Here is a 23249-nt window from a genome sequence, read left to right as displayed (position 1 = left end):
AGTTTATCCTTTCACGGAGCCTGCGGTCAGACCGCGGACGAAATAATTCCCGGCAACGACATATACAAATAACGTAGGCAGGGCCGCGATGATCGCTGCGGCCATATCGACATTGTATTCTTTGACGCCGGTGGTTGAGTTTACGATGTTGTTAAGGGCCACAGTCACAGGCTGGGTGCCCGCCTGACTGAACGAGACACCGAACAGAAAGTCGTTCCAGATTTGCGTGAATTGCCAGATCACAGTGACCACGATGATAGGTAACGAGAGCGGCAAAAAGATCGACCAGAAGATGCGGAAGAACCCGGCGCCGTCCACTTTTGCAGCCGATGTCAGCTCTGAAGGGATCGAAACGTAATAGTTGCGGAAAAACAGTGTGGTAAAGCCCAAGCCATAGATCACATGCACGAAGATAAGGCCCGGAATAGTGCCTGCAATACCCATGATGCCGAGCACCCGCGCCATTGGCAGCAACACCACCTGAAACGGAATGAAACAGCCAAAAAGCATTAGCGAGAAAAAGATATTGGCCCCGCGAAACCGCCACTGTGCCACCACATATCCGTTGAGCGCGCCAATCAAGGTGGAAATCAAAACCGCCGGAATAGCGATCAATACAGAGTTCCAGAAATAGGGGCGTACGCCTTCACACTGGATGCCGGTACAAGCACCCGACCACGCCTTGCCCCAAGCATCAAAGGTTACCGCGCGCGGCAGTGATATCAGATCACCAGTGCGGATCTCGTCAAGGCTTTTGAGCGAGGTCGTGATCATCACAAACAACGGCATTAGATAGAAGAGCGCGAAGATGCCCAGCATAATGTATAGCGCCCAGCGCAGTGCCACCTTGCTGCTCTGGTTGCCGCGGGTAGCGGAAATAATCGAAGTATCACCCATCTTTGGACCTCAATTCGGAATAGAGATAAGGGACAATAATGGTGAAAACGACCATCATCATAATCATCGCAGAACTAGCGGCCTGCCCTATGTCTCCGCGTGAGAACGCCATCGTGTACATGTATGTTGCAGGCAAGTCGGTGGCGTAACCGGGGCCGCCGCCGGTCAGGGCGATTACCAGATCGAAGCTTTTGATCGCCAAATGCGAGAGCACGATAAAAGCAGACAAGAATATCGGTGCCATAGAAGGGATTATAATTGCCGAATACACACGCCAAGTGGGGATACCGTCAACCTGAGCAGCCTTGATAATTTCTTCGTCAACCGATCGTAGTCCCGCCAGAAACAACGCCATCACAAAGCCCGAGCTTTGCCAGATCGCGGCGATGACGACGGTATAAATTGCCATTTCAGGGTTCACGAGCCAGTCGAATGTGAACGTCTCGAACCCCCAGCCGCGTACCGTGGCCTCCAAACCCAAACCGGGGTTCAGGATCCATTTCCAGGCCGTACCCGTGACAATCATCGATAGGGCCATCGGATAGAGGTAAATCGTGCGAATGGCCCCTTCGGTGCGAATGTTCTGATCAAGCAGAATGGCAAGGACCAACCCGAGGATCATCGCGATCATAATAAACAGGATACCGAATACAAACAGATTGCCGAATGCCGTCTCCCAACGGGGCGACGCGAACAGCCGCTCGTATTGGATAAGCCCGTCAATTTCGTATTTCGGCAACAACCGCGAACGAGTCAGCGAGACCCACGCAGTCCAGGCGATGAAGCCATACACAAATACAAGCATGGCGATGAACGACGGCGCCAGCACCAATTTCGGCGTATTTTCTTCCAGCCACTTCAACATCCGACCCCTCCCAAAGCCATCTCGCCCCGCAACAATCGGCGGGGCGAAATAATGCATTTACATGCTGTTTGCGATGCCATCTGCAAGCTGCTGAACCGCATCCTGCGATGACATGTCGGAATTGAAATGCGCTGTTACGACGTCCGTTATCGCACCCGCCTGCGCGCCGCGCAGTGCCATGCCATGGGCATAGCTTGGCAAAAGAGAATTGGCATCAGAGCTTGCGATCATGTCTGCCGATGACAGCTTTGCGCAATCGTCAAATGCATCGAGCGAGACATCGGTACGCGCAGGGATCGATCCTTTGTTGAGGTTGAAAACCTCCTGAAAGCTCTCTCCCACGACGAGCTTGGCCAGCAAATCCTGTCCGCTCTTTTTGTCCTCCCCTTCGACGTTGAACATAGCAAAGCTGTCGACGTTGTACAAAAACCCTTCGCCCGGAGCCGAGGCACACAGAAAATCGGTACCAGGTACCTTCCCTGCTGCCATAAATTCACCCTTCGCCCAATCACCCATAATCTGGAATGCCGCTTCACCGTTCATCACCATGGCTGTTGCCAGATTCCAGTCACGTCCGGAGAAATTGCTATCGACGTAGCCGCGCATTTTACGCATCTGGTCAAATACCGCGATCATCTGCGGAGAGGTTAGCGTGTCACGATCGAGATCGACGAACGCCTTGCGATAACCGTCAGGTCCAAGAATGCCGAGTGCGACAGCCTCGAATACCGTCGCATCCTGCCACGCCTGACCGCCGTGGGCCAACGGTATGACGCCTGCGGCGAGTAATTTGTCAGCAGCTGCGTTGAATTCATCCCATGTGGTTGGCATTGAGATATCATTGGCCTTGAGGACTTCTGTATTGGCCCAGATCCAGTCAACGCGGTGCACGTTCACAGGTGCGGCACACCATGTACCCTCGCACTTCATATGCGCCGCGATAGAGGCGGGCAGGACATCGGCCCAGTTATTTGCTTCCGCCACGGCAGAAATATCGGCCAGAACGCCCTCCTCATACCACTCCTGAATGGCGGGGCCTTTAAGCTGGACGGCAGTCGGCGCGTTACCGGACAGAACACGCGCCCGCAGGGCTGTCATTGCCGCATCGCCACCGCCGCCGGCAACCGGCATATCCGTCCATGTGCCGCCGTTCGCGGCAAATTCTTCCTGAAGCACAGCGGCTGATTTCGCTTCGCCGCCCGATGTCCAATAATGCAAGACTTCTGCCTGCGGCTCGGCGCCACCCATAGTTGCTGCCGTTATCGCCAGTGCCGATATCGCACCTGTAAGATAGGTTTTCATTGTTTTTCCTCCCAGAAAACTCCGCACACGCGGATGTGTCCCAAGTGATAGGGATGGCGCAATCCTATGCAAGATGCACATGACGGGTATTCGCTTACCGCAGGCAAATAATCAGGCCAGCCGTTACACCCTGTTACAAATTTAGAATTTCTGGTGCAGATTATTGCGTATGGCATCTCTGGTGCAGCAATATGGCCCGACAGGAGCTTCAAATGACGATCCCCAGAATCCTCGTTGTCGACGATGACGCTGACGTGCGCGAGATGATGACAACCTACCTTCAGCGCAACGGTGCAATCGCCCTGCCAGCCGCAACAGGAAATCAGGCGAAGGCGCATCTCGATGCAGGCCGCATTGATCTGGTGCTGCTCGACGTCATGCTGGGCGATGAAAATGGTCTTGAGATTTGTAACCGCTTGCGCCGTGATCACGACGTACCGATTATCATTGTGTCAGCTCTCTCTGCCGATCACCAGCGCATGGAGGGTTATGAGGTGGGCGCAGATGACTATATCGCAAAACCGTTCAACCCCGATCTGTTACTGGCGCGGGTAAAAGCAGTCTTGTCGCGGGCGCGGCGCTCCTCATCGCTGGTGCACCGGCGAAAGACGCAAACCTTCCGGTTTCTCGGTTGGGTCTATGATGCAAAGCGCAACGAAGTGATTTCTCCCCTTGGCGTTCAGGTCGTGCTGTCGCGGCGCGAAACGGCGCTTTTGCAAACCTTTCTGGCAAACCCGCGCATTCCCCTGACTCGTGAGGAAATTGCCGCCGCCCTCGACGTTACAGGCGAGGGGCCGCACAGCGGCGACGCGCAAGGGCGAAGCATTGATGTGCTGGTCGGGCGTCTACGCTCAAAGATCGAGGAAAACCCGAAAGACCCTCGCATCTTGAGAACCGAGCGTGGCATAGGCTATGTCTTTGCAGCCGATGTAGAAGCTATGACGCCTTGATCAATTCACTCACCAGTCTGCGCGGGGTAACAATCGTATCGACGATTTGCGCATTGCTGGTCGGCGGCAGCACTGTCTGGCTTTGGATGGCCTCAAACGCCGATTGGCGCGATCATCGCGAACAGGCCTATGTCGCAGGCATCGCACTATATCATGCGCTGCAAAACGGCAGTGAGGCACCTGCGGGCCTGGTGATTTCCACCTTGTCGCAGGCGGATCAGAGTTTTGCCACCACAGGAAACTATCAGCAGATCTCGGATGCACCCTCTGCGGCGCGTATCACAAATGTGCCGATTTTTGTAGATGGTAATACCACACGATCCGGCGTCCGGTCCGGCACAGGCGCCGGTGCGCTGTTGTCTCTGGCGATACTCTCGCCCGACCTTGTTTACAGCCTCGCCGATATAAACCGCCGCGACGGGCAATCTGCCGCAGAGACAACTGGCGAGGTTTTGCGCCTGCTCGCCTCGTTTTGTAGCGATCCTGTGGTGATAGCACGCGTATCGGATGCGCCATGGCAACGGATTGACGGCGCTTCGATCTGGGGATGTGATGCGGCACCGACAGATCGCCGTTTGCCAGCGGCGCTGTTTGCCATCATCAGCACAGGCATTCTGCTCACACTAGGGCTCAACCTGTCCTCCGATTTCACCCGCTTTGCCAACCAACTTCGCAACCGGCGCAGGGTGGGCGGCCCTGCCCGCTATGATATACGCGGGCCGCAGGAATTGCGTGATATTGTCGATGCCGTAAACGTGCACCTCGAGGCGGAGCGCGCGCAGCTTGAAGGGCGTGCAGCAGTTCTGTCCGGCGTGAGCCATGATCTGGGCACCCCCGCAACCCGCCTTCGCCTGCGCGCAGCCCTTATTGATGATGCCGATCTGCGCAAAAAGCTGGAAGCGGATATCGACAGCATGACCGGCATGATTGAAAGCGTCCTGACCTACACCCGTTCCGAGATGAACGTAGAGGCCCCACGCAAGCTCTCGCTCAATGCTCTCGTTGAGGCCGTCGTAGCTAATTATCAGGATATGGGCCGAGCGGTGACATTCAGAGAAGCCAAGGATGTGATCATTCGGGGTGGCACCTCTGTATTCACGTCCCGTCAAGGCCGCACCGTGATGATGGGCGACCGGCAGATCACGATTACGGGACGCCCCATTGCACTGGAGCGAGCGATCGGAAATCTTGTCGACAATGCGCTAAAATACGGGCGCCGCGCCACGGTTGCCTTGGAAGCAGATGCAGAGTGCGTTGCCATCATCGTTGAGGACGAAGGCTCCGGCAACTCTGCAAAGGATATTGAAGCCCTCATGGAGCCCTACACGCGCGGCAACAACACCGCGACGATCGAAGGTTACGGGCTGGGCCTGACCATTGTAGCGACAATCGCCAAACTTCATGGCGGGAGTCTGGCGTTTGAAGATACGACTACAGGCGTCTGTGCACGCCTGATCATCCAGCGCAGCTAACAACGGCTATTCTCGAGCCTCCTCCAAGGCAGCATCATAGACATCCCGCGCCGCATCTATGGCGCGAAGATTATCAAGCGCCCAATGCCCCAGCGCCGTCACCGGCGCGCGAAACTCCTCACCTAGCGGCGTGAGCGCATATTCCACCTTGGGCGGTATCGTTGGATGATAGGTACGGCTAATCAGGCCATCACGTTCCAGCTGTTTTAATGTCAGGCTCAGCATCCGCTGGGAAATGCCCAAATTCTTTTTGAGCGCGTTAAACCTTTGCACACCGTAGCGCGACAGAGATATAACAACCAGAACGCTCCATCTGTCGCCCACACGGGACAGGACCTCGTTTATTCTGCTACAATCAGGACATCTATCAGTATCGGGCATCGTGGTTCCCTTCTTGTGACCAAGGGTCATTGGTGTGCCTACTTGCAGGCGACGCGGGTTCTCAATATATCTTCGGTTACAAATGTATACCACGTTTGCCATGTGCAATCAACAGGAGCACCCGATGACCAAGACAAACCTGATGGACCAGCTGGACTGGCGCTATGCCACCAAGAAAATGGACCCATCCAAAACCGTGCCCGAAGATAAGGTCGATATCATTCTTGAAGCGATCCGGATGTCACCCACATCCAGCGGGACACAACCATTCGAAGTGCTGGTAGTGACCAACCCTGAAAAGCGTGCCGCCATTCGCAAAGTGGCCAGCGATCAGGCCCAGATTACCGATGGCTCTCACCTGTTGGTGTTTGCAGCATGGGATAACTACACCGATGCCCGCATCGACGAAGTTGTCGATCTCAATGTGGAAGAGCGCGGCGATCTGCCCATGCTACACGCCTATTACGAGAACCTTAAGAAAAGCTATGTGCCACGCGATGCGCAGATCAACTATGAGCACGCAGCGCGTCAGGCCTATATCGCGTTGGGGATCGCACTGGTTGCCGCTGCAGAGCAGGAAGTCGACAGCACCCCGATGGAAGGGTTTGATCCTGCAAAGGTCGACGAGTTACTGGACCTCAAGGCGCAGGGCCTGCGCTCTGTTATTCTGCTGCCGCTTGGCTACCGCGATGAAACGGGTGACTGGCTACTGCCGATGAAAAAAGTACGCAAATCGCGCGAGACAATTGTAACGCGCATAGACTAAGCTTTCTTGACCTTTGCGCATCCGGTCCATCGCGGACCGGATGCGTAATCAAGCTGCAAACCCTATTTCAGGTTCAGATTTCCAATCGCGGCGCGGATGACACTTTTTGTATCGTCACTGTCGCCTGATACCGCCAGCCCGACCAATGCGCCCTTGGTGCCGCCAAAGGCGCGAGCATAGTCTGCAGCCAGATCCACATTCTCGCTGTGCGAACCGGTGCCTGCCTGCCGCAACGCGATCGTTACCCCCTGCCCGCTGGGTCCGTAAGGCGATGGGATAACCTGCCCGCGTTTCGCATTGCCACCCCACGCATACTGGATGATCCGGACATCAGTGTTGCCAAGAAGGCTGCGGATGTTGGCCCCTTCGAGGGCTGCAGCCTTACTCTCGGGGACGAAGACGAAATAGAGCGAGATATTGCGGTCATCGCCACCCTTGCTGGCAAGGTTGGTAGCTGGCACTGACTGATCCACACTCCAATTCCACGAGGCACCGCTGCTTCCCCAGTTTCCCTGTGCTACCCTTGTCCACGCGATCGAGACCGAGCCATCCGAAACAAGGCCGAGGTTCTTCCCAAAGCTATAGTCATTAGAGCTGAACAGGGACAACCGCTGTTCCTGCCAGCCGGATGAAAAGCTGACCGGGCCTGCGGTAGCCGCAGTTGAAACAATAGCCAATAGTGCCGCTGATACCGATAAACGCATGGATGCCTCCCGTTGATAACTGTGACGAACCTAAAGCGGTGCTGCCGTTGTGGCTAGATCGGCGCTGTCACACTATCGTCAGGAACGCGTTACCTAAACGGCTGGGCGGACATGTCGGTGCTAGATGATCTCGTCCTCGTCAAACAGGGGTGCCTCTTCAAGCTGTGTGGCCAGATCACCCACAGCCGCCTCCGCAACGCCCGCTGATTTGATCGCCGCCACATGGAACAGGGCATCCCCCTCATGCACAATCGGCATAACAGCACGGCCCACAACAATACCGCCATATTTTGCGGTTACTTCAATCTCACTTTGCCCGAAAGGGTCTGAGATGGCAGCGATTACATCGCCCTCTTCGACGACGTCACCTTCGGCCTTGAACATCCTCAGCAAACCGCCCGCAGGCGCACGGAGCCAGTGACTGTCCGAACAGACAATGGATTTCGCCTTTGGCCCCCCGATACCGGCAAGCGGCAACAGGCCAACATCCTTTAGAATGCGCAAAATACCCGCCAGTCCTGCACGCACCGACATTTCGTCAAAGCGCATTCCTTCACCGGCTTCATACAGCACGACATCAACGCCGATCCTTTTGGCCTCCTGACGCAAACTGCCGTCCCGCAGCGCACTCGTCAGGATCACAGGGGCACCGAATACGTGCGCAAGGCGTAAGGTCTCGCGGTTATTGGCCGATACGCGGACCTGCGGAAGATTGGTGCGGTTGATTGCCGCCGAATGGAGATCGATTCCGAGCGAGCAGCGCGCCACAATCTCGGTCATGAAGATATGTGCCAGCCGCGACCCGAGCGAGCCATTGGCAGAGCCCGGAAAGCAGCGATTAAGATCCCGCCGATCCGGCAAATAGCGCGAATGGTTTAAAAAGCCGAAGGTGTTGACGATGGGTACGATTATCAACGTACCGCGCAGGGATTTGAGGTTCTTGGTCCGCAACAAGCGGCGCACAATCTCGACGCCAATGACTTCGTCGCCATGGATACCGGCACTCACGAACATGGCGGGACCATCTGTTTTACCGTGAATTACATGCGCCGACAGGGTGACGGGCGTGTGGTCCGATAGGGTGCTGACGGGAATATTGACTGTCTTGCGGGTGCCGGCCTCAACCGTCACACCCGCAAGAACAAGACTGGCGCGTTTTGTCATCCCTTACCCTTGGTTTTGGTCGCATGGGGTTTTGCATGCTTCTCGATATGCTCGATGATCTTGCCAGCGATATCAAGGCCCGTTGCCTTCTCGACCCCCTCCAGACCAGGTGACGAGTTGACCTCCATCACCACCGGACCACGGGTCGCACGCAGCATGTCAACGCCACAGACATTCAGTCCCATCGCTTTAGCTGATTTGATCGCGGTGCTGCGCTCTGCGGAGGTGAGCTTAATCACTTCGGCCGTGCCGCCGCGATGCAGGTTCGAGCGGAAATCACCAGCTGCACCAGTCCGCTTCATTGCAGCGACGACTTTGCCGCCTACAACGATGGCACGAATATCTGTGCCGCCTGCCTCCTTGATGAACTCTTGCACGAGAATATTTACACCCGCGCCGCGAAATGCCTCGACCACAGACTTGGCCGAGCGTTTGGTATCGGCCAGAACCACGCCGATGCCCTGCGTCCCTTCCAGCAGCTTGATCACCACCGGCGCGCCTCCTGCAAGGTCGAGCACTTCTTCCGTCTGCTTGGGGTCGTGGGCGAATGTTGTTGTCGGCAGGCCAATTCCGTCGCGCGCCAACAACTGCATCGAGCGGAGTTTGTCCCTCGAGCGGCCAATGCCGACACTTTCATTCAGCGGATAGACCCCCTGCATCTCGAACTGGCGCAACACCGCCATGCCGTAAAAGGTAATCGAAGCACCGATACGCGGGATCACAGCGTCATAGCCTTCGAGCTTTTCACCATTATAATAGATTTCGGGATTCTGTGATACGATATTCATATAGCAACGCAAGGTATTGATGATATCGAGGGTGTGACCCCGGCTCTCTGCGGCTTCCTTAAGCCGCTGGTGTGTATAGAGGTTTGCGTTGCGGGCGAGCATTGCGATTTTCATTGTTGTGTTCCTTCAAATGTAGGCCTGTCGCTGACCAGATATGATTTGCCCGCGTGCACAGCGATGTTGTGATCGCGCAGTGCGCGGCGGCCCAATATCAGCGGAAACCGCATGGAGCCGCGATCGGTCAGCGAAATGTCGATTTTCCAGCGTCGCCCCGCGAGCACCATGGGTGTGCGAATGACGATCCGGGTCTCGGGCAGGCCGCTGGTGTTGGTGATGTCGCGCTTTGCAAAAATCGGAAACTCGCAGATACGCGAGGGCGCGTCGTCAATTTCAGGACTACAAAAACGTACCCACGTCTTTTTGTCTTTTGTGAAAGTCTCGATATCGACCGCATGTAGTGCCGTCGTTTTCGCACCGGTGTCCACTTTCACAGCGAAATCGTTAAGCCCCAATTCGGGGAGGCTGATACATTCGTGCCAGCCAATCACCATCAGTGGGCGGGACGTTTGGGGATTGTCTGGGGTCATAAGGGGGAATCCGTTCGGGGCATGATGCGGGCGGTAATGCGCTATTGGGACGGCAATTGCCAGTATCGTCTTATCGCCAGGCACTGCGCTGCACGCGATGTTGCGAGGCACCCGCCCGCCTCGGCGGGGCACTAAAAATTGCCGCCACTGTGCCGCAATGCCTGCAACCGTTGTGCGCGCTTTAACTTGCTGCACTTTTAAAATTTGGGGCGACAAACGGGGCGTTGCATGCGATCTATCAAACCTAGTGCAGGCGCTTCAGTTCGTTCGGGAGGACGGCAGCCCGCGCTTTGTGCAGGGGAAGCCTGAAGGCGCCCCGAAAAATAAATCAGGGAGAGACGACCGTGAACAAACTAAAATCCACATTGTACGGTGCAACCGCACTGGCCTTCGCCGCATCGGGCGCCATCGCACAAGAAGTAACACTCAACTTGCATCAGTTCCTGCCCGCACAGGCAAACGTGCCGGTACAGATCCTTGATGTTTGGGCAGACAAGGTTGAAGCCGCGTCCGACGGCCGCATCAAAATCGAGCGTTTCGCCTCCATGGCGCTTGGCGGCACCCCGCCCGAGCTGATGGATCAGGCGATTGATGGCGTGGCCGATATTGTCTGGACTGTTGTGGGCTATACTCCCGGCCGCTTCCCCTCCACCGAAGTGTTCGAATTGCCGTTTATGGTTGAAGATGCACGTGCCGCCTCTTGCGCCTATTGGACCATGTACGAAAAGAACATGCAGGAAGAATTCAAGGATGTGCATATCCTTGGCACGTGGGTCCATGGGCCCGGCATGTTCCACACCTCCGATCCGGTCGAGGTTCCCTCCGATCTGGAAGGCATGAAAATTCGCGGTGGCTCGCGCCTTGTGAACGAACTGCTGGAACTGACAGGTGCGACACCTGTTGGCATGCCTGTGCCCGCCATCGCCGAAGGCCTGTCAAAAGGTGTGATCGACGGCACGACAATACCATGGGAAGTTACTCCGGCGATCAAGGTCTCCGAACTGGTTTCCAACCACACCGAATTTGAAGGGCCGGGCCTCTACACGCTTGGCTTTGTGCTTGCGATGAATAATGATTCCTACAATAATTTGCCCGACGACCTGAAGGCGGTGATTGATGCAAATTCCGGCATGGAATTTTCCGTTTTCGCGGGCGGCACACAGGCAGAGGCCGACGGCCCTGCCCGTCAGATCGCAGTTGATCTGGGCAATACCATCGTAACTGTTGATGCAGCCACGGCACAGTCGGACTGGTTGCCAGTGGTTGAGCCGATCGTGGCTGATTGGGTCGCTGAAATGACCAGCAATGGACATGACGGGCAATCACTCATCGATGAGGCAAAGGCACTGATGTCGGGTGAGTGCAAGGGAGCCACTTCAAACTTCTGATGCACGCCACGCGCCCTAAAAATAACGGCCGTCCCGCGAAACGGGGCGGCCTATCCTTTCCATCGCACTGACACAGACCACGCGAACCCACAGGACTCTCATGTACTTATTTTTCCTCAAATTATCGCGGCTTATGGCCTATCTGGGCGGTGCCATGCTCAGTTTTTTGATAATAATGACCTGTATTTCAATCGTCGGTCGAAGCCTTAACGGCGCCCTACATTCCGACATGATTATGTCTGTGGCACCTGATCTGGCCCGCTGGTTGCTGGATCTGGGTATTGGTCCGGTAAATGGCGATTTCGAGCTGGTCGAGGCCGGAGTCGCCTTCTCAATTTTTGCATTTCTGCCACTGTGCCAGATTACAGGCGGCCACGCATCGGTTGATATCTTCACCGCCCGCCTGAGCGAACGTGTCAACCGCGTCTTGCAAATGCTGATTGACCTTCTGTTTGCTGCTGTCCTCGTGCTGATCGCGGTTCAGCTCTTTTCCGGCATGCAGAGCAAATTGGGCTCGGGTCAAACTTCTCTGCTCCTGCAATATCCAGTCTGGTGGGGCTATGCCCTGTGTCTGTCCGGCGCGACCATCGCCGCCGCTGTTAGCACCTACATCGCGGTTATGCGCCTCGCAGGTGTAACCACCGGACAGGATTTATTGCCACAAATGGCAGGAGCGGACCATTGAGTGATATTGTCATCGGAGCGCTTTCCTTTCCCGTCTTGCTGGGGCTGATATTTGCGCGTGTGCCGATTGGTCTGGCCATGTTCACGGTCGGTTTCGGGGGGTTGTGGCTGGTTAATGGCAACGCATTCATCGCCGTCGCGCGCCTCAAATCTGAAACCTACACAACCTTCTCCAGCTATTCGCTTTCAATCATTCCGATGTTCCTGCTGATGGGCCATTTCGCCACCTTGGGCGGGATGAGCCAGGCGTTGTTCAAAGCCGCTGAAAGCTGGCTAGGCCACCGCAAGGGCGGGGTTGCCATGGCTGCCATCGGGGCCTGTGCAGGATTTGGTGCGATCTGCGGTTCATCCCTCGCCACGGCCGCCACCATGAGCCGCGTGGCTCTCCCCGAGCTGAAGCGCTATGGATATTCTGGCGGCTTTTCGTCTGCAACGCTCGCCGCTGGCGGCACCCTTGGAATCCTGATCCCGCCTTCGGTTGTTTTGGTGATCTATGCTATCCTGACAGAGCAGAACATCGCCAAGATGTTCCTCGCGGCCTTTGTCCCCGGCATCGTTGCTGCGCTAGGTTATGTTGTCGTTATCTCGATTTACGTACGGCTGTATCCTGGCAGTGCCGGCACCCGTGCGCGCATGCCTTACGCGCAGCGTTTCCGCGCTGTTGCAGATGTATGGCCTGTGCTGTTGGTCTTTGGCACAGTTGTAGGCGGTATTTATCTTGGCTGGTTTACGCCCACAGAAGGGGCCGCTGTAGGCGCGCTCGGAACCGGTATTATCGCTTGGTTTGCGGGTGGCCTTAACCGCGCCACCATGGCGGAAAGTTTTTATGTAACCGCCCGCTCTACCGCGATGATCTTTTTCATCGTCTTGGGGGCCGCATTCTACAACGGCTTTCTGGCGCTTACCCAAGTACCGCAAGAGCTTGCTGGATGGGTGACAGAGCAAGGTGTAAGCCCTTGGATGGTGCTTGTGTTCATCCTTATTCTCTATCTTTTGTTGGGCTGTGTGATGGATAGCCTGTCAATGATCCTGCTGACGATCCCGATTTTCTGGCCGATCATGATAGAACTCGATTTTGGTTTTGTTTCTATGATCGATCTACATGCGGCGAAGTTCGATACCGCACTGAGCGAGGGAATGACCGTCTGGAACGGATTGTCGAGCGGCAGCATTTCCGACTTGTCACCCGACAGGTTCAGCCGGTTGCTGGCCGATGCTAATGCGCAGATGGCTACTCTCGGCCTTGGCTCTGTCGCCGATGCGGGTACGTTGAGCGAGAACCAGATCATCGCCATCGTGAACGAGACAACTCCGGAGATGGTTCAGCAGGCGCGTGACGTGATTGCAAGCGGAGGCGAGCTAGGCCGTGATATGCTACGGGACCTCAACATCCGTGGCGCAAATGAGGGTGCGCTCAATCGCATCAACGTAGAGCAGACTGCAATCTGGTTCGGCATTCTTGTGCTAATCGTGGTCGAGGTCGGGTTAATCACGCCACCCGTTGGGATGAATCTTTTTATCATCAACGCGATGGATCGCACGACGCCAATGATCGAGACCTACAAGGCGGTGATGTTCTTCGTGGCATCCGATCTGTTCCGCGTCGTGTTGCTGGTGCTATTCCCCGCGATCACGCTGTTCCTCATCCCGTGGTACTGACCCCTCCGGTTCAGTCTCGCCCGAAATGCTGGGTGCCGTCCTAAAGGGGGCGGTGCACGGCATCAGAACAGAAAGTCGTCCTCGTCCAACTCGTCTGCGCTCATGATCGTAAGCAGCGATGCCTCGCCGTCGATGTCAAAACTCAGACGGGTCTGGTTATCGCCATACGACAGTGCCGCCATGAGGTCTTCTGGAGTACCAAAAATGCTACCGAGGTTGCTCACATCAATCCGGTCCAACGCATCATCTGCACCGAAATCAAGGATCGTCACAGACCCCGCTACCGCTTCGACAGAGAAAACATCATCTCCATTGCCACCGAAAAGCGTGTCGTTCCCTGACCCACCATTCAGGTAGTCGTCGCCGTTGCCACCGTTAAGCTGGTCGTTCCCGTCATCGCCATAGAGCGTATCATCACCGTTGCCCCCGTTGATGAGGTCATTGCCATTACCGCCACTGGCATAAAATCCCGATCCAGCGCTTCCTCCGTCCACAAAGTCGTTGCCGTCCTCCATGTAAATGCTGTCGCTGCCTTCGAGCACACCGATAAAGGCCAGATCGTTGCCCGCACCGCCGTGGATTTCATCGTTACCTTGCGACCCTGCGAGGATGTCGTTGCCATCCCCGCCCCAGATTGTATCAGTGCCCTGACCGCCGATCAGCGTGTCGTTGCCCTCACCGCCAAAAACCAGATCGTCGCCATCGCGGGCAAAAACATGGTCATGACCTGCGCCAGCGTCAATCTCGTCGTTGCCATAAAGGCCTTCGATCTCGTCGTCACCATCGCCACCCAGCAGCGTGTCGTCGCCGTAACCGCCGCGTAACGTGTCATTTCCTGCGCCACCCTCCAGAAGATCGTCCCCCTCATCGCCGGTCAGGGAATCGTCACCGCCCATCCCGAGGATGGTATCCGCATCAACGCCGCCGGCCAGAATATCGTTTTCATCCGTGCCGGTGATCGTGTTGGGACCTGCAGGACCTGCAGGATCGACAGGATCGACAGGATCGACAGGATCGACAGGATCGACAGGATCGTGGGAGATCATGAAATCGCCAGCGTCAAGCGGCACTTCGGAAAAAACCGTAACCACCAAGCGCCCGCCAGTCACCACAAGCGTCAGCGTCGAACGCCCTTCGCCTGCAACCATCGCTCCGGTAATCGCCTCGTAGCTGTCATAACCTTCGATTTGGGACAGATCGAGAAGATCTGCCGCGCCATTGCTATTAAAATCAACAATACGGACTCTGCCTGGCACGTCTTGTAGAATAAACACGTCATCGCCCGCGCCACCTGAAACTATATCGGTTCCATTGCCCGCTACTAGAGTGTCATTACCGTTGCCGCCCCACATCGCATCGTTGCCCGCACCGCCACTTATATAATCGTCACCGTCACCGCCATTCAGGAGGTCGTTGCCATCATTGCCATTGATCGTATCATTGCCCGACCCACCAAGCAGCGTATCGTTGCCCAATCCTGCATTGAGCTGGTCATTGCCGTTGCCACCAGCAGCAAGAAAGCCTGAATCAGCTGCAGAGCCGTCAACGACATCATCGCCGTTTTGCAGATAAATGCTGTCACTTCCCTCGAAGCGCCCGATAAAGGCCAGATCGTTGCCACCTCCGCCATAAATCACGTCATTACCCTGGGAACCGGCTAGGACATCATTGCCGTTGCCAGCATAAATTGTATCCGTGCCCTGGCCGCCAATTAATGTGTCGTTTCCCGCATTACCATAGATGAGATCGTCCCCATCGCGGCCAAAAACGTGGTCGTCACCACGGCCTGCACGAATTTCATCATTGCCGTACAGTCCTTCAATCTGGTCGTTACCAGCCCCGCCCAGCAGTGTGTCGTCCCCGTGGCCGCCGCGAAGCGTATCATTCCCCGGCCCGCCAAATAGCAGGTCGTTGCCCGAGCCACCCACCAGTGAATCGTCGCCCGTACGACCGATAAGTGTGTCTGCCCCCGCACTGCCGGTAAGCACATCATCGCCCCGCGTGCCGTAAACCGGAGCAGGAGCAGCAAGCAGTTCGTCACCTGCGTAGAAAAGCGCGCTGACTTCACCCGTAAGCCCTGCATATGGGTCGGTGTTGGATTCACCCACCAGCGCTGAAGGTCGCATGACCAGCGCAGGCAGATCACCCTGACCATGAGCAATCTCGATGCCGTCTTTGGCCAACGTCATCCTGCCCGCTTCATCGACTGCGATGGTCCACGTCGCGGTTTGTCCGGCGATAATAGCCGCATCTGCCGTAATCGTATGGGCCATACCCGCGACAACGATAGTGAATTCCACCGTATCGCCGTTTCCTGATTGTGTCAGAATGATATTGTCACGGCCCGTTGCATCGCCAAAGTCAAACACGGTTTGACCGTTACCATATCCGAGGCTGTCAAAACGCGCTGTCACCTGCAAAGTAAAGGCGCCATCGATTTGAGGCATCTGGACGATAGGCATATGGGTTGATCTCCTTGCGAGGACTAGACCACACACGAATTGAGCCGCGAAAGATAGGGTGCGATTTTCGACGCCCTCCTCACCGATCTCATTTATCTTTTAAAATTATATACTTATCCTAAATTCATGCCTCCTTTCCCATTTTCAAAAAAGGCATAATTGTTTAAATCTGGCAGACGCGGCAGGGCATCGATCGCCATTGTTTCGGAAACCGCGATGAAATGCATCGAGGTGGTCGGTGAGGTGCGGGATTCGTTGGACTGATCTCATATGCGGTTCGGCGCTACGGATATCTTGCAAGATGCCGCTCATGCTTTAGGTTAAAACCAGAATGACACCGGAGCGCAGGCATTGATATCTTCCCTAAACGAGAGATGTAGAAACATGATACTCGGTGCGCTGGTTGCCGATGCCGCCGCTATGGGCCTTCACTGGATCTATGACCAACAACGCATTCAGGACGTAGCGCCTGAAGCACCTGAGTTCTTCACCCCTGACAAGCAAAACTATGACGGCGTGCCCGCCTACTTTGCCCATCCGACACGCACCGCCGGTGATCTATCACAATACGGCGAGCAGGCGATGGTAATGTTGCGCACGCTTGTGGCCGGGGGCGGTCACTATGACCGCGCAGCATTCGCAGACCGGTTTAGGGCGCATTTCGGATATGGCGGCGCGTACGTCGGTTATATCGATCACGCGACCCGCGACAGCCTAGACAACATGCGACGGTTCGAGGATGCCGCCCATGCCTGCGCCAAAAATCTGGATTTTGATGGAGATCCGCAAATTCCCAAAGCGCTGGTTGAAAGGGCCTTGCCTATGTTGCAAAGATACTCGGGCAACATGCTCCTCCAGATGTTCGAGGCGGAAATCTCCACCAACGACAGCGATAGTAATGTTGTCGCATTTGGCCTCACCTTGATAAACTCACTCAGAGCGTTGCCTGCAATGACGGGTGCGAATGATCTTCAGCTGCCCGCCATTGCAAAACTTCCAGCGCTGGTCGCGATGCATGCCGCACGGGGAAGCAAGGGCGAGAATGCTTTCGACCAAGACGTAGCATCAGCTGTGCGCGTCACAAACGACAATCCTGTTGCAGCGCACTATAGTCATATCGCAGCCCACATGATGCTGACTGCGGTTACAAGCGGTGACGCTGCTGCGTCGGTAAATGCAGGGCGTTCGGTGGCAGGAGCGCAAGCAGCCGATCTATTTCAGACTGCCGCTGAAATGGCAGGGCAAAGCAATCCAACCGTGACTAAGCATTTTGGCATGTCATGTGATCTGCCCTTTGGCTTGCCGGCTGCTGCGCATAATATTGCTACAGCCACATCATTCTGCGATGCGGTGCGCAGCAATATATACAGCGGCGGTGACACCTGTGGGCGCGCCATTCTGGTAGGCGCCGTTATGGGGGCAGTGCACGGTATGGGCGGGACAAAAGGCATACCAGACGCGTGGATCGACCGCCTTGGAGTCAAGGACGAAGCGAAGCAGTTGAGCTCAATGCTGCTCCACTGATCTCGGATGCCCGAAGGTGAATCTGCCCTCTCAGCAAGACAACGATTATGGCTATTTTCGCTATCGTTCTTCGCGGTCAGCGTCGATGGAGATTAGTGATTCTCGACGCAAAACCTGAATAAACACATCATCGTTAGCAACATCACCATGGTCCCAATCGCACAGTGGATCAGCCCCGCGGGGCCGAAGTCAGTTTATGGCTTGCTTGCATTTATCATGGGTTGCCAGCGATACAGGACCACTCGGGTGCGCCCATCCGTATCGCTTCATCGTCTGCAACAAACCTCTTGGAAGGGAGTTGCGTGCAGACCGCTGAATACATCCTGCACTTCAAGTTTGGAATCAGCGGACGGATTTTGCATCCTTGTCTGGGTCAGGCCCGCCTTTCACCGTAGGGCAGATAAACGGGCAGTGGCGCCCCGGCAGGTTTCGCCTGCGCCGCCGGGACGCTCAGGCGAAAGATACAACCACGATTTGGCGCAGACCTGAGCGTGACACTGCCTCCCCATGCCGCAACGGTGCGCTGCACAAACGCAAGTCCAAGACCGGAACCTTGCACCGCCGTAAGCCGCGCGAAAGGCTCAAAGACCCGTGCCTGATCCATCGCTTTGATACCCGGGCCATCATCCTCAATCTCGATTATGACCTCGCCACGTTCGCGGTGGCCGCGTACGATGATAGTACCGTCAGGACGGTCATGATGTTTGGCCGCGTTCGTAATCAAATTTCGCATTACCATGTCAAAGCAAACTGGCTCGACCTGCACGGCGGGTATGTCCTCCATGACCTCGATATTCATCCCGTTCCCAGCCGCAGCAAGCTTTATTATACCCTCGATTCGGGTATTGGGGCTGAAACATTGCGCGGGCGCCTGGCGAGTGTCCGCTTTTGCATAATCAAGCAGTTCGGAGACCAAGCGGCTCATCCGCGCTGAAAGATCGCCGAGGGTAGCAAAATGGCCCTGAGCCTCCGCTGGAAGGCTTAATTGCGCCTCCAACAAGTCCTCGGTGATGAATTCGACAACGACTTGTTGCTGGGTTAACGGCGCTTTGAGATCGTGAGCCGCCATCGCGGAAAAAGCGAGCAGTTGCTGATTTTTGTGGCTCAGCTCGATGCTCTGGGCGGAGAGCTGCTTTTGCTGTTGATGCATCACGGTCACGTCCACCCAGATCGCGGCATAGAATCTCGAACCCAAGGGAAATATACTCAGATCAAAGCTGTTTTCCATTTGAGTGTGAACAATGCGGTGGAACATCTCGCCGCCGCGCAGATGATGCGCGATGGTTGTTGCAAGCGCATCAATCTCGTCTCCATCCGAACCAGACCCAAGAATGCCAAGTTCGTAGAACAAGGCACATGCTCGATCCAATGTCGTACCCGCTTCCAAATAGGGGACCAGTGCGGGAAACCGGGCCTCGAAGCCGTCGTTCCAGTGAAGCGCCCTCAGATCACTATCAAAAATTGTGATCGCCGCCCCTATTTTATCAAGCGCGTTGTTCACCAGTTGGTGCGCGTCATTCTCAAGGGACAGTGCTGCCGACCGGCGGCGCAAGCGAGCAGCATAAAAGACCAGCGCAAAGGTCGTGAGAGCAATCCCGCCGACGATAATCGCAACATTCTCGAACCAAGGGTGCAGATAAATGCTGCGGTTATGGCCGAACCAGCGCGCATGCAGGACCTGTAGCATGCCGGATTTTTCTGACATTGCAATCGTACGTGCGAGCGCCGCATGTACCGTGACCAGATCGCGGCGTACGATCATCCCGTATTCTGTAGCTACTAGTGCACGGTCAAGCCGGCTTACCTTATCTTCGATGAAATTGATCCGCAGGCGCGCATCAAATGTCTCAGCAACCGCAACCACACCATCCAGTTCGCCGCGCAACAGCGGCAAAAGAAGTGAGTCGGAAGTCTGATAAGGGATAAGCGTAACTTCAGGCAGCAAATTTTCCGCGCTTTGAGTCATCGTGTCCGCGACAATACCGATCCGAAGCCCTGAAAGGCCAGCGATGTCGTCAATCGTGCTGTCGCGGCGCACGTAGACAGACAAAACATATTCCCCCAGCCCGGATATTGGCCGCCCCGCTGTCTGCCGCTCGGGCGTAAGAGCAAGCAAAAGCGTCAGATCGACCTCGCCTTGCTCTAGCAACGTGAGGGTGTGCTCAGGGCTCTGTGCCGCCACAAACTCAATTTCGTAACCTGCTACTCCTGCGGCAGTGCGCAGCAAATCAACACCGTATCCCTGTGCAACGCCCTCCGCGTCGGTAAATTCGTACGGCGGGAACTCACTATAGGCGGCGTGTAAAATCTGCCGCTTATCAGCCCCGCCCGCCTTAACGGAGACGCCCAGAACAATCATTGAAACCAGACAGACAGCCGTCAAAACAACGCGCGAAAAAAGGGACATAGGCAGGCTCGCTCACAGGTGCAATTGCGCCACATTTAAGGCAACCGCCTAAATTTGCGGTTAATTGGTCACTATGTTTTGCCGGTGCGTATCCACTGTCCTTGCGCGGTGACGCCGCTCAGGCTTTTGCTCTGATCCACGGACTTCCCAACCCGCCAATCCGATCCTCTGCGACCCGCAATCCGATCCAGAGTGACAGGAGCAGGCCCGTGCCAACACCCGCTGCAATGCCCAACCGTACCCCAGTCAGCCCGCCGTCCATCACATAAGCAAAAAACCAGATAAACAGTGCGATGCCGATCCATTGACGGTAAATCCCGATCCACATGGTCCATGCTGCTTTCTTGAGCGCTTGTAAAAGCGAGTTGATCGAGAAAAGCACGACGTAAATCGGCAGGATTACCGCCTCTACCTTGAGAAACAACGCAGAAATACGAATGACCTCAGGATCGTCGGAAAAGACGCTTGTTGCGAGGCCGCCACCGAACCATAAAAAAGGAAACGCCAGCGTCGTTCCAATCACGCCAAGGATCCAGCACCGGTGGAATGCTTCGCGTACCCGCGCATTCTGACCCGCGCCAAAGTTCTGAGCTGCAATCGGTACCAGCGAGATGGTGATGCCCAGCGCTGGCAGCAAAAACAACTGCTCGATTCGCATGGTGATCCCATAAGATGCAAGTGCTGCTTCGCCATAATCCTTGAGCGCATATTGAACGATAAATCCGCTGGAGAAGGTCACAAGCAACGCAAAGCCTGCGGGGAAAGCCTGTGCGATGATCTCGTAATATTTGGCGGGCACAGGAATGAACTCAGCCCATCTGAGGTCTTGCATCATTGCGCGGCCAAAGACGCGCCAAAGGATGAAACCGGCCACTCCGGTCTGGCTCAGGACGGTGGCCAGCGCGATGCCATTGAATCCCATACCGCCGACAACACCCGGAATGCCGAACATCAACAAGGGATTGAGGCCCACGTTTACAAAAAACGCGACGACCAGCGCGCGCTGCATGGTACGGGTATCACCACGGGCCTGCAAAATCCCGTTCGCTGCAGGGCCGACAATAAAACCGGGCAAGGCAAAAATCAGCCAGTAGAAATAGTCGAGGCCAGCGTCACGATAATCACCCGGCTCGGAAACTATAGCAATGAGATAGGGACCGGCGAAGAGCGCGATGGTGAGCATTGCCCCCACCGCCATCACCGCAAGGCCGATGCCCTGCACCGCCAGATGACGCGATTCTGCCTCGTCCTTGCGACCTTTTGCGTTGCCGACCAGCGCACTCATCGCGGAGCTGAGACCAAAGCCGATTGCCACCAGAATAAAAAAGGCCTGAAACCCGACAGACAGCCCCGCCTGCGCCTGCGTTCCGAAATATCCGGCATAGAATGTGTCGACCACATTATAAAGCGTACTGAACAGCATCCCCACCGCCGCAGGAACGGCCAAACGCTTGAAATGGCCGCCCAAAGGGCCGGTGGTAAGGTCTGCATTAATCATTGCGGTCTCTTTTCTGGCTTTAACCTGCCCGAAATAAATAAGGGCGCCCCGGAAGGCGCCCTTTCATAAATTATTCCGCGGGGATCAGAGGCCCCATTTCGCGGCGGTTGCATCAAAGAAACCTTCGGTTTTTTTCAGCTCGATCCAGCTGTTGACGTAGTTGATCCAAACCTGATCTGTTTGTGGCAGCAGCATTGCAATCGGAGTCGGTGCGCGAGCACTATCGACTTCGACCTGACGTACGTTGGGAAACTTTTGTAGCAGCTCAGCACCCTCGATATTAGACGTTACAAAGACGTCCGCACGGCCAGATAGCACTTCTTGGAATCCGCGTGCAGGGGCTTCGACCACGATGATTTCCGCGTTCGGGAACCAGTCCTTGACCATTTTCTCGAAGGAGGTGCCAAGGGTCGTCGCGACCTTTACGTCTTCTTTGTTAATGCTGTCCCAGCCGCTGAAATTTCCGACTTTGTCCTCAGTGGTAAAGGGGAACATCTCGACCGCGGTATAGCTGTCGGAATATCCCGCCGCCTTGAGGCGCGCTGGGCTAATCGAGGCGGAGCCCGTCATATGGTAATTACCCGCAACAACGCCGTTCACTAGTGTTTTCCAGTCGGTCGGCACCATTTCGAGCTCGACGCCCAAATCGGCGGCCAGCTGGGTCATGATGTCGATGTCGTATCCCACAAAGGTGTTGGTTGCAGGATCGCGCACAGACATCGGGTTCCAGTCACCTGTTGTGCCAACTTTGAGCACGCCGCCGCTGAGAATTTCGTTTAGCGCCGATTGTGCCATGACTGGCCCCGCCGCAATACTCGCAGCGAAACCGAGCGCGAGGCTGATTGTTTTCAAAAAATTCATGTGTCTTCCCCTGTCGATTGGATTATGTCGTCGCTCGTGCGACTTTTTTAGCTTGTGTCGGAACCTAAGGCGGGTTGCGCGCAAAGCAACTGTCCCTTTTAGTATACATTCCCAAAGGGAGAGGTCCATGCCAGAACAAACCGGTCCTGATCACGCAAACGCGATAGAAATTAAGGGTCTGAACAAGTGGTATGATACATATCACGCACTTAAGGATGTGGATCTGACAGTTGCACATGGCGAACGGATCGTGGTCTGCGGTCCGTCTGGATCGGGGAAATCGACATTGATCCGCTGCGTCAACTCGCTGGAGGGGCATGACAGCGGGCAGATCACGGTGGACGGTACGCGTATGGGCGATGCCGCCTCAATCGAGGCCATCCGCGGACGGGTGGGGATGGTGTTCCAGCAATTCAATCTGTTCCCTCACCTCACTATCTTGCAGAATCTGACCCTTGGCCCGATGAAGGCGCGTGGCCTTTCGCGGCGTGACGCCGAAGAGCGGGCGATGAAATACCTTGAGCGGGTCCAAATCCCCGAGCAGGCGAACAAGAAAGTCAGCGCCTTATCGGGTGGCCAGCAACAGCGGGTAGCAATTGCGCGATCCTTGTGTATGGAGCCCAAGATAATGCTCTTTGACGAACCGACATCCGCGCTCGATCCTGAAATGATTTCGGAAGTTCTCGACGTGATTGTGGATCTCGCGGAGAGCGGCATGACGATGATCGTTGTAACCCACGAAATGGGGTTTGCCCGCCGCGCCGCAGACCGGATGGTGTTTATGGATCATGGCGCCATCGTCGAGACAGGCACACCCGAAGAATTCTTTGACGCGCCAAAGACAGAACGCTGCCGGACGTTCCTCAACCAGATCCTGAAACATTGAGTGC

The 23249-nt window shown here is 55.7% G+C and carries 20 protein-coding genes; 8 read left to right on the top strand and 12 right to left on the bottom strand.

Annotated elements, in window-relative coordinates:
• Nucleotides 1-3 precede the first annotated feature (3 nt).
• From C8N30_RS11360 to C8N30_RS11350, 3 genes are read right to left on the bottom strand one after another with little or no spacing between them, the layout of a single operon-like run.
• Entirely contained in the window at nucleotides 4-897 is an 894-nt protein-coding gene (locus tag C8N30_RS11360) for a carbohydrate ABC transporter permease (RefSeq protein WP_025061097.1), read from the bottom strand.
• On the bottom strand, nucleotides 890-1762 hold the full coding sequence (locus tag C8N30_RS11355) for a carbohydrate ABC transporter permease (protein WP_025061096.1): 873 nt from the start codon (nucleotides 1760-1762) through the stop codon (nucleotides 890-892). Before C8N30_RS11355 ends, C8N30_RS11360 begins: the two co-directional genes overlap by 8 nt.
• 57 nt (nucleotides 1763-1819) lie before the next feature.
• On the bottom strand, nucleotides 1820-3064 hold the full coding sequence (locus C8N30_RS11350) for an ABC transporter substrate-binding protein (protein WP_025061095.1): 1245 nt from the start codon (nucleotides 3062-3064) through the stop codon (nucleotides 1820-1822).
• 212 nt (nucleotides 3065-3276) lie between these two features.
• Between C8N30_RS11350 and C8N30_RS11345 the strand changes: the two genes are divergently transcribed.
• Nucleotides 3277-4014, top strand: coding sequence for a response regulator transcription factor (locus tag C8N30_RS11345; protein ID WP_025061094.1), 738 nt, complete (start codon nucleotides 3277-3279; stop codon nucleotides 4012-4014).
• Nucleotides 4011-5486: a sensor histidine kinase gene (locus C8N30_RS11340; protein ID WP_025061093.1), complete on the top strand. Its 1476-nt coding sequence runs from the start codon at nucleotides 4011-4013 to the stop codon at nucleotides 5484-5486. The genes C8N30_RS11345 and C8N30_RS11340 overlap by 4 nt, the downstream gene beginning before the upstream one ends.
• Nucleotides 5487-5492: 6 nt before the next feature.
• On the opposite strand, the gene C8N30_RS11335 is transcribed toward C8N30_RS11340, so the two are convergent.
• A complete protein-coding gene (locus C8N30_RS11335; protein ID WP_232222777.1) occupies nucleotides 5493-5867 on the bottom strand; it encodes a winged helix-turn-helix transcriptional regulator in 375 nt (124 codons plus the stop codon).
• 124 nt (nucleotides 5868-5991) lie between these two features.
• Here C8N30_RS11335 and C8N30_RS11330 point away from each other — a divergent pair, with 124 nt between their 5' ends.
• Nucleotides 5992-6633 (top strand): NAD(P)H-dependent oxidoreductase, encoded by a 642-nt coding sequence (locus tag C8N30_RS11330; protein WP_025061091.1) that lies wholly within the window; start codon nucleotides 5992-5994, stop codon nucleotides 6631-6633.
• 62 nt (nucleotides 6634-6695) lie between these two features.
• On the opposite strand, the gene C8N30_RS11325 is transcribed toward C8N30_RS11330, so the two are convergent.
• The 4 genes from C8N30_RS11325 to C8N30_RS11310 all read right to left on the bottom strand — a co-directional run bounded on the left by C8N30_RS11325 (nucleotide 6696) and on the right by C8N30_RS11310 (nucleotide 9876).
• Nucleotides 6696-7337, bottom strand: a complete 642-nt coding sequence (locus C8N30_RS11325; protein ID WP_025061090.1) for a DUF3047 domain-containing protein — start codon at nucleotides 7335-7337, stop codon at nucleotides 6696-6698.
• A 120-nt stretch (nucleotides 7338-7457) separates the two neighbouring features.
• Complete coding sequence (locus C8N30_RS11320) at nucleotides 7458-8501, bottom strand: succinylglutamate desuccinylase/aspartoacylase family protein (RefSeq protein ID WP_025061089.1); 1044 nt, start codon at nucleotides 8499-8501, stop codon at nucleotides 7458-7460.
• Nucleotides 8498-9403 (bottom strand): 30S ribosomal protein S6--L-glutamate ligase, encoded by a 906-nt coding sequence (rimK, locus tag C8N30_RS11315; protein ID WP_025061088.1) that lies wholly within the window; start codon nucleotides 9401-9403, stop codon nucleotides 8498-8500. Before rimK ends, C8N30_RS11320 begins: the two co-directional genes overlap by 4 nt.
• Entirely contained in the window at nucleotides 9400-9876 is a 477-nt protein-coding gene (locus C8N30_RS11310) for an ATP-dependent zinc protease family protein (protein WP_025061087.1), read from the bottom strand. The genes rimK and C8N30_RS11310 overlap by 4 nt, the downstream gene beginning before the upstream one ends.
• 344 nt (nucleotides 9877-10220) lie before the next feature.
• On the opposite strand from C8N30_RS11310, the gene C8N30_RS11305 reads away from it, so the two are divergent.
• From C8N30_RS11305 to C8N30_RS11295, 3 genes are all read left to right on the top strand, one after another.
• Nucleotides 10221-11264 carry a TRAP transporter substrate-binding protein gene (locus tag C8N30_RS11305; protein ID WP_051567091.1) on the top strand — a complete coding sequence of 348 codons (1044 nt, stop codon included), beginning with the start codon at nucleotides 10221-10223 and terminating at the stop codon, nucleotides 11262-11264.
• Nucleotides 11265-11364: 100 nt separating this feature from the next.
• Nucleotides 11365-11949: a TRAP transporter small permease gene (locus C8N30_RS11300; RefSeq protein WP_025061085.1), complete on the top strand. Its 585-nt coding sequence runs from the start codon at nucleotides 11365-11367 to the stop codon at nucleotides 11947-11949.
• Nucleotides 11946-13607, top strand: coding sequence for a TRAP transporter large permease (locus C8N30_RS11295; RefSeq protein WP_025061084.1), 1662 nt, complete (start codon nucleotides 11946-11948; stop codon nucleotides 13605-13607). Before C8N30_RS11300 ends, C8N30_RS11295 begins: the two co-directional genes overlap by 4 nt.
• A gap of 62 nt (nucleotides 13608-13669) precedes the next feature.
• Here the strand turns inward: C8N30_RS11295 and C8N30_RS19800 are convergent, their stop codons facing one another.
• Nucleotides 13670-16069 carry a calcium-binding protein gene (locus tag C8N30_RS19800; RefSeq protein ID WP_025061083.1) on the bottom strand — a complete coding sequence of 800 codons (2400 nt, stop codon included), beginning with the start codon at nucleotides 16067-16069 and terminating at the stop codon, nucleotides 13670-13672.
• Nucleotides 16070-16453: 384 nt separating this feature from the next.
• Here C8N30_RS19800 and C8N30_RS11285 point away from each other — a divergent pair, with 384 nt between their 5' ends.
• The gene (locus C8N30_RS11285; protein ID WP_025061082.1) at nucleotides 16454-17593 is read left to right on the top strand and encodes an ADP-ribosylglycohydrolase family protein; all 1140 of its coding nucleotides are present in this window, start codon (nucleotides 16454-16456) and stop codon (nucleotides 17591-17593) included.
• Between the two features lie 373 nt (nucleotides 17594-17966).
• On the opposite strand, the gene C8N30_RS11280 is transcribed toward C8N30_RS11285, so the two are convergent.
• From C8N30_RS11280 to C8N30_RS11270, 3 genes are all read right to left on the bottom strand, one after another.
• Nucleotides 17967-20000 carry an ATP-binding protein gene (locus tag C8N30_RS11280; protein ID WP_025061081.1) on the bottom strand — a complete coding sequence of 678 codons (2034 nt, stop codon included), beginning with the start codon at nucleotides 19998-20000 and terminating at the stop codon, nucleotides 17967-17969.
• A gap of 118 nt (nucleotides 20001-20118) precedes the next feature.
• Entirely contained in the window at nucleotides 20119-21498 is a 1380-nt protein-coding gene (locus C8N30_RS11275) for an MATE family efflux transporter (protein ID WP_025061080.1), read from the bottom strand.
• Between the two features lie 84 nt (nucleotides 21499-21582).
• Entirely contained in the window at nucleotides 21583-22359 is a 777-nt protein-coding gene (locus C8N30_RS11270; RefSeq protein ID WP_025061079.1) for a transporter substrate-binding domain-containing protein, read from the bottom strand.
• 127 nt (nucleotides 22360-22486) lie between these two features.
• Here C8N30_RS11270 and C8N30_RS11265 point away from each other — a divergent pair, with 127 nt between their 5' ends.
• Complete coding sequence (locus C8N30_RS11265) at nucleotides 22487-23245, top strand: amino acid ABC transporter ATP-binding protein (protein WP_025061078.1); 759 nt, start codon at nucleotides 22487-22489, stop codon at nucleotides 23243-23245.
• The last annotated feature ends 4 nt before the right edge of the window (nucleotides 23246-23249 follow it).

The organism is Sulfitobacter guttiformis (assembly GCF_003610455.1).
In the GTDB taxonomy this organism is placed as follows: domain Bacteria; phylum Pseudomonadota; class Alphaproteobacteria; order Rhodobacterales; family Rhodobacteraceae; genus Sulfitobacter; species Sulfitobacter guttiformis.
This window is presented reverse-complemented; position numbering and strand designations above follow the sequence as displayed.

Coding starts and splice junctions, on each gene's coding strand:
- C8N30_RS11360 (WP_025061097.1), bottom strand. CDS start 897: ATGGGTGATACTTCGATTATTTCCGCTACCCGCGGCAACCAGAGCAGC.
- C8N30_RS11355 (WP_025061096.1), bottom strand. CDS start 1,762: ATGTTGAAGTGGCTGGAAGAAAATACGCCGAAATTGGTGCTGGCGCCG.
- C8N30_RS11350 (WP_025061095.1), bottom strand. CDS start 3,064: ATGAAAACCTATCTTACAGGTGCGATATCGGCACTGGCGATAACGGCA.
- C8N30_RS11345 (WP_025061094.1), top strand. CDS start 3,277: ATGACGATCCCCAGAATCCTCGTTGTCGACGATGACGCTGACGTGCGC.
- C8N30_RS11335 (WP_232222777.1), bottom strand. CDS start 5,867: ATGCCCGATACTGATAGATGTCCTGATTGTAGCAGAATAAACGAGGTC.
- C8N30_RS11330 (WP_025061091.1), top strand. CDS start 5,992: ATGACCAAGACAAACCTGATGGACCAGCTGGACTGGCGCTATGCCACC.
- C8N30_RS11325 (WP_025061090.1), bottom strand. CDS start 7,337: ATGCGTTTATCGGTATCAGCGGCACTATTGGCTATTGTTTCAACTGCG.
- C8N30_RS11320 (WP_025061089.1), bottom strand. CDS start 8,501: ATGACAAAACGCGCCAGTCTTGTTCTTGCGGGTGTGACGGTTGAGGCC.
- rimK (WP_025061088.1), bottom strand. CDS start 9,403: ATGAAAATCGCAATGCTCGCCCGCAACGCAAACCTCTATACACACCAG.
- C8N30_RS11310 (WP_025061087.1), bottom strand. CDS start 9,876: ATGACCCCAGACAATCCCCAAACGTCCCGCCCACTGATGGTGATTGGC.
- C8N30_RS11300 (WP_025061085.1), top strand. CDS start 11,365: ATGTACTTATTTTTCCTCAAATTATCGCGGCTTATGGCCTATCTGGGC.
- C8N30_RS19800 (WP_025061083.1), bottom strand. CDS start 16,069: ATGCCTATCGTCCAGATGCCTCAAATCGATGGCGCCTTTACTTTGCAG.
- C8N30_RS11285 (WP_025061082.1), top strand. CDS start 16,454: ATGATACTCGGTGCGCTGGTTGCCGATGCCGCCGCTATGGGCCTTCAC.
- C8N30_RS11280 (WP_025061081.1), bottom strand. CDS start 20,000: ATGTCCCTTTTTTCGCGCGTTGTTTTGACGGCTGTCTGTCTGGTTTCA.
- C8N30_RS11275 (WP_025061080.1), bottom strand. CDS start 21,498: ATGATTAATGCAGACCTTACCACCGGCCCTTTGGGCGGCCATTTCAAG.
- C8N30_RS11270 (WP_025061079.1), bottom strand. CDS start 22,359: ATGAATTTTTTGAAAACAATCAGCCTCGCGCTCGGTTTCGCTGCGAGT.
- C8N30_RS11265 (WP_025061078.1), top strand. CDS start 22,487: ATGCCAGAACAAACCGGTCCTGATCACGCAAACGCGATAGAAATTAAG.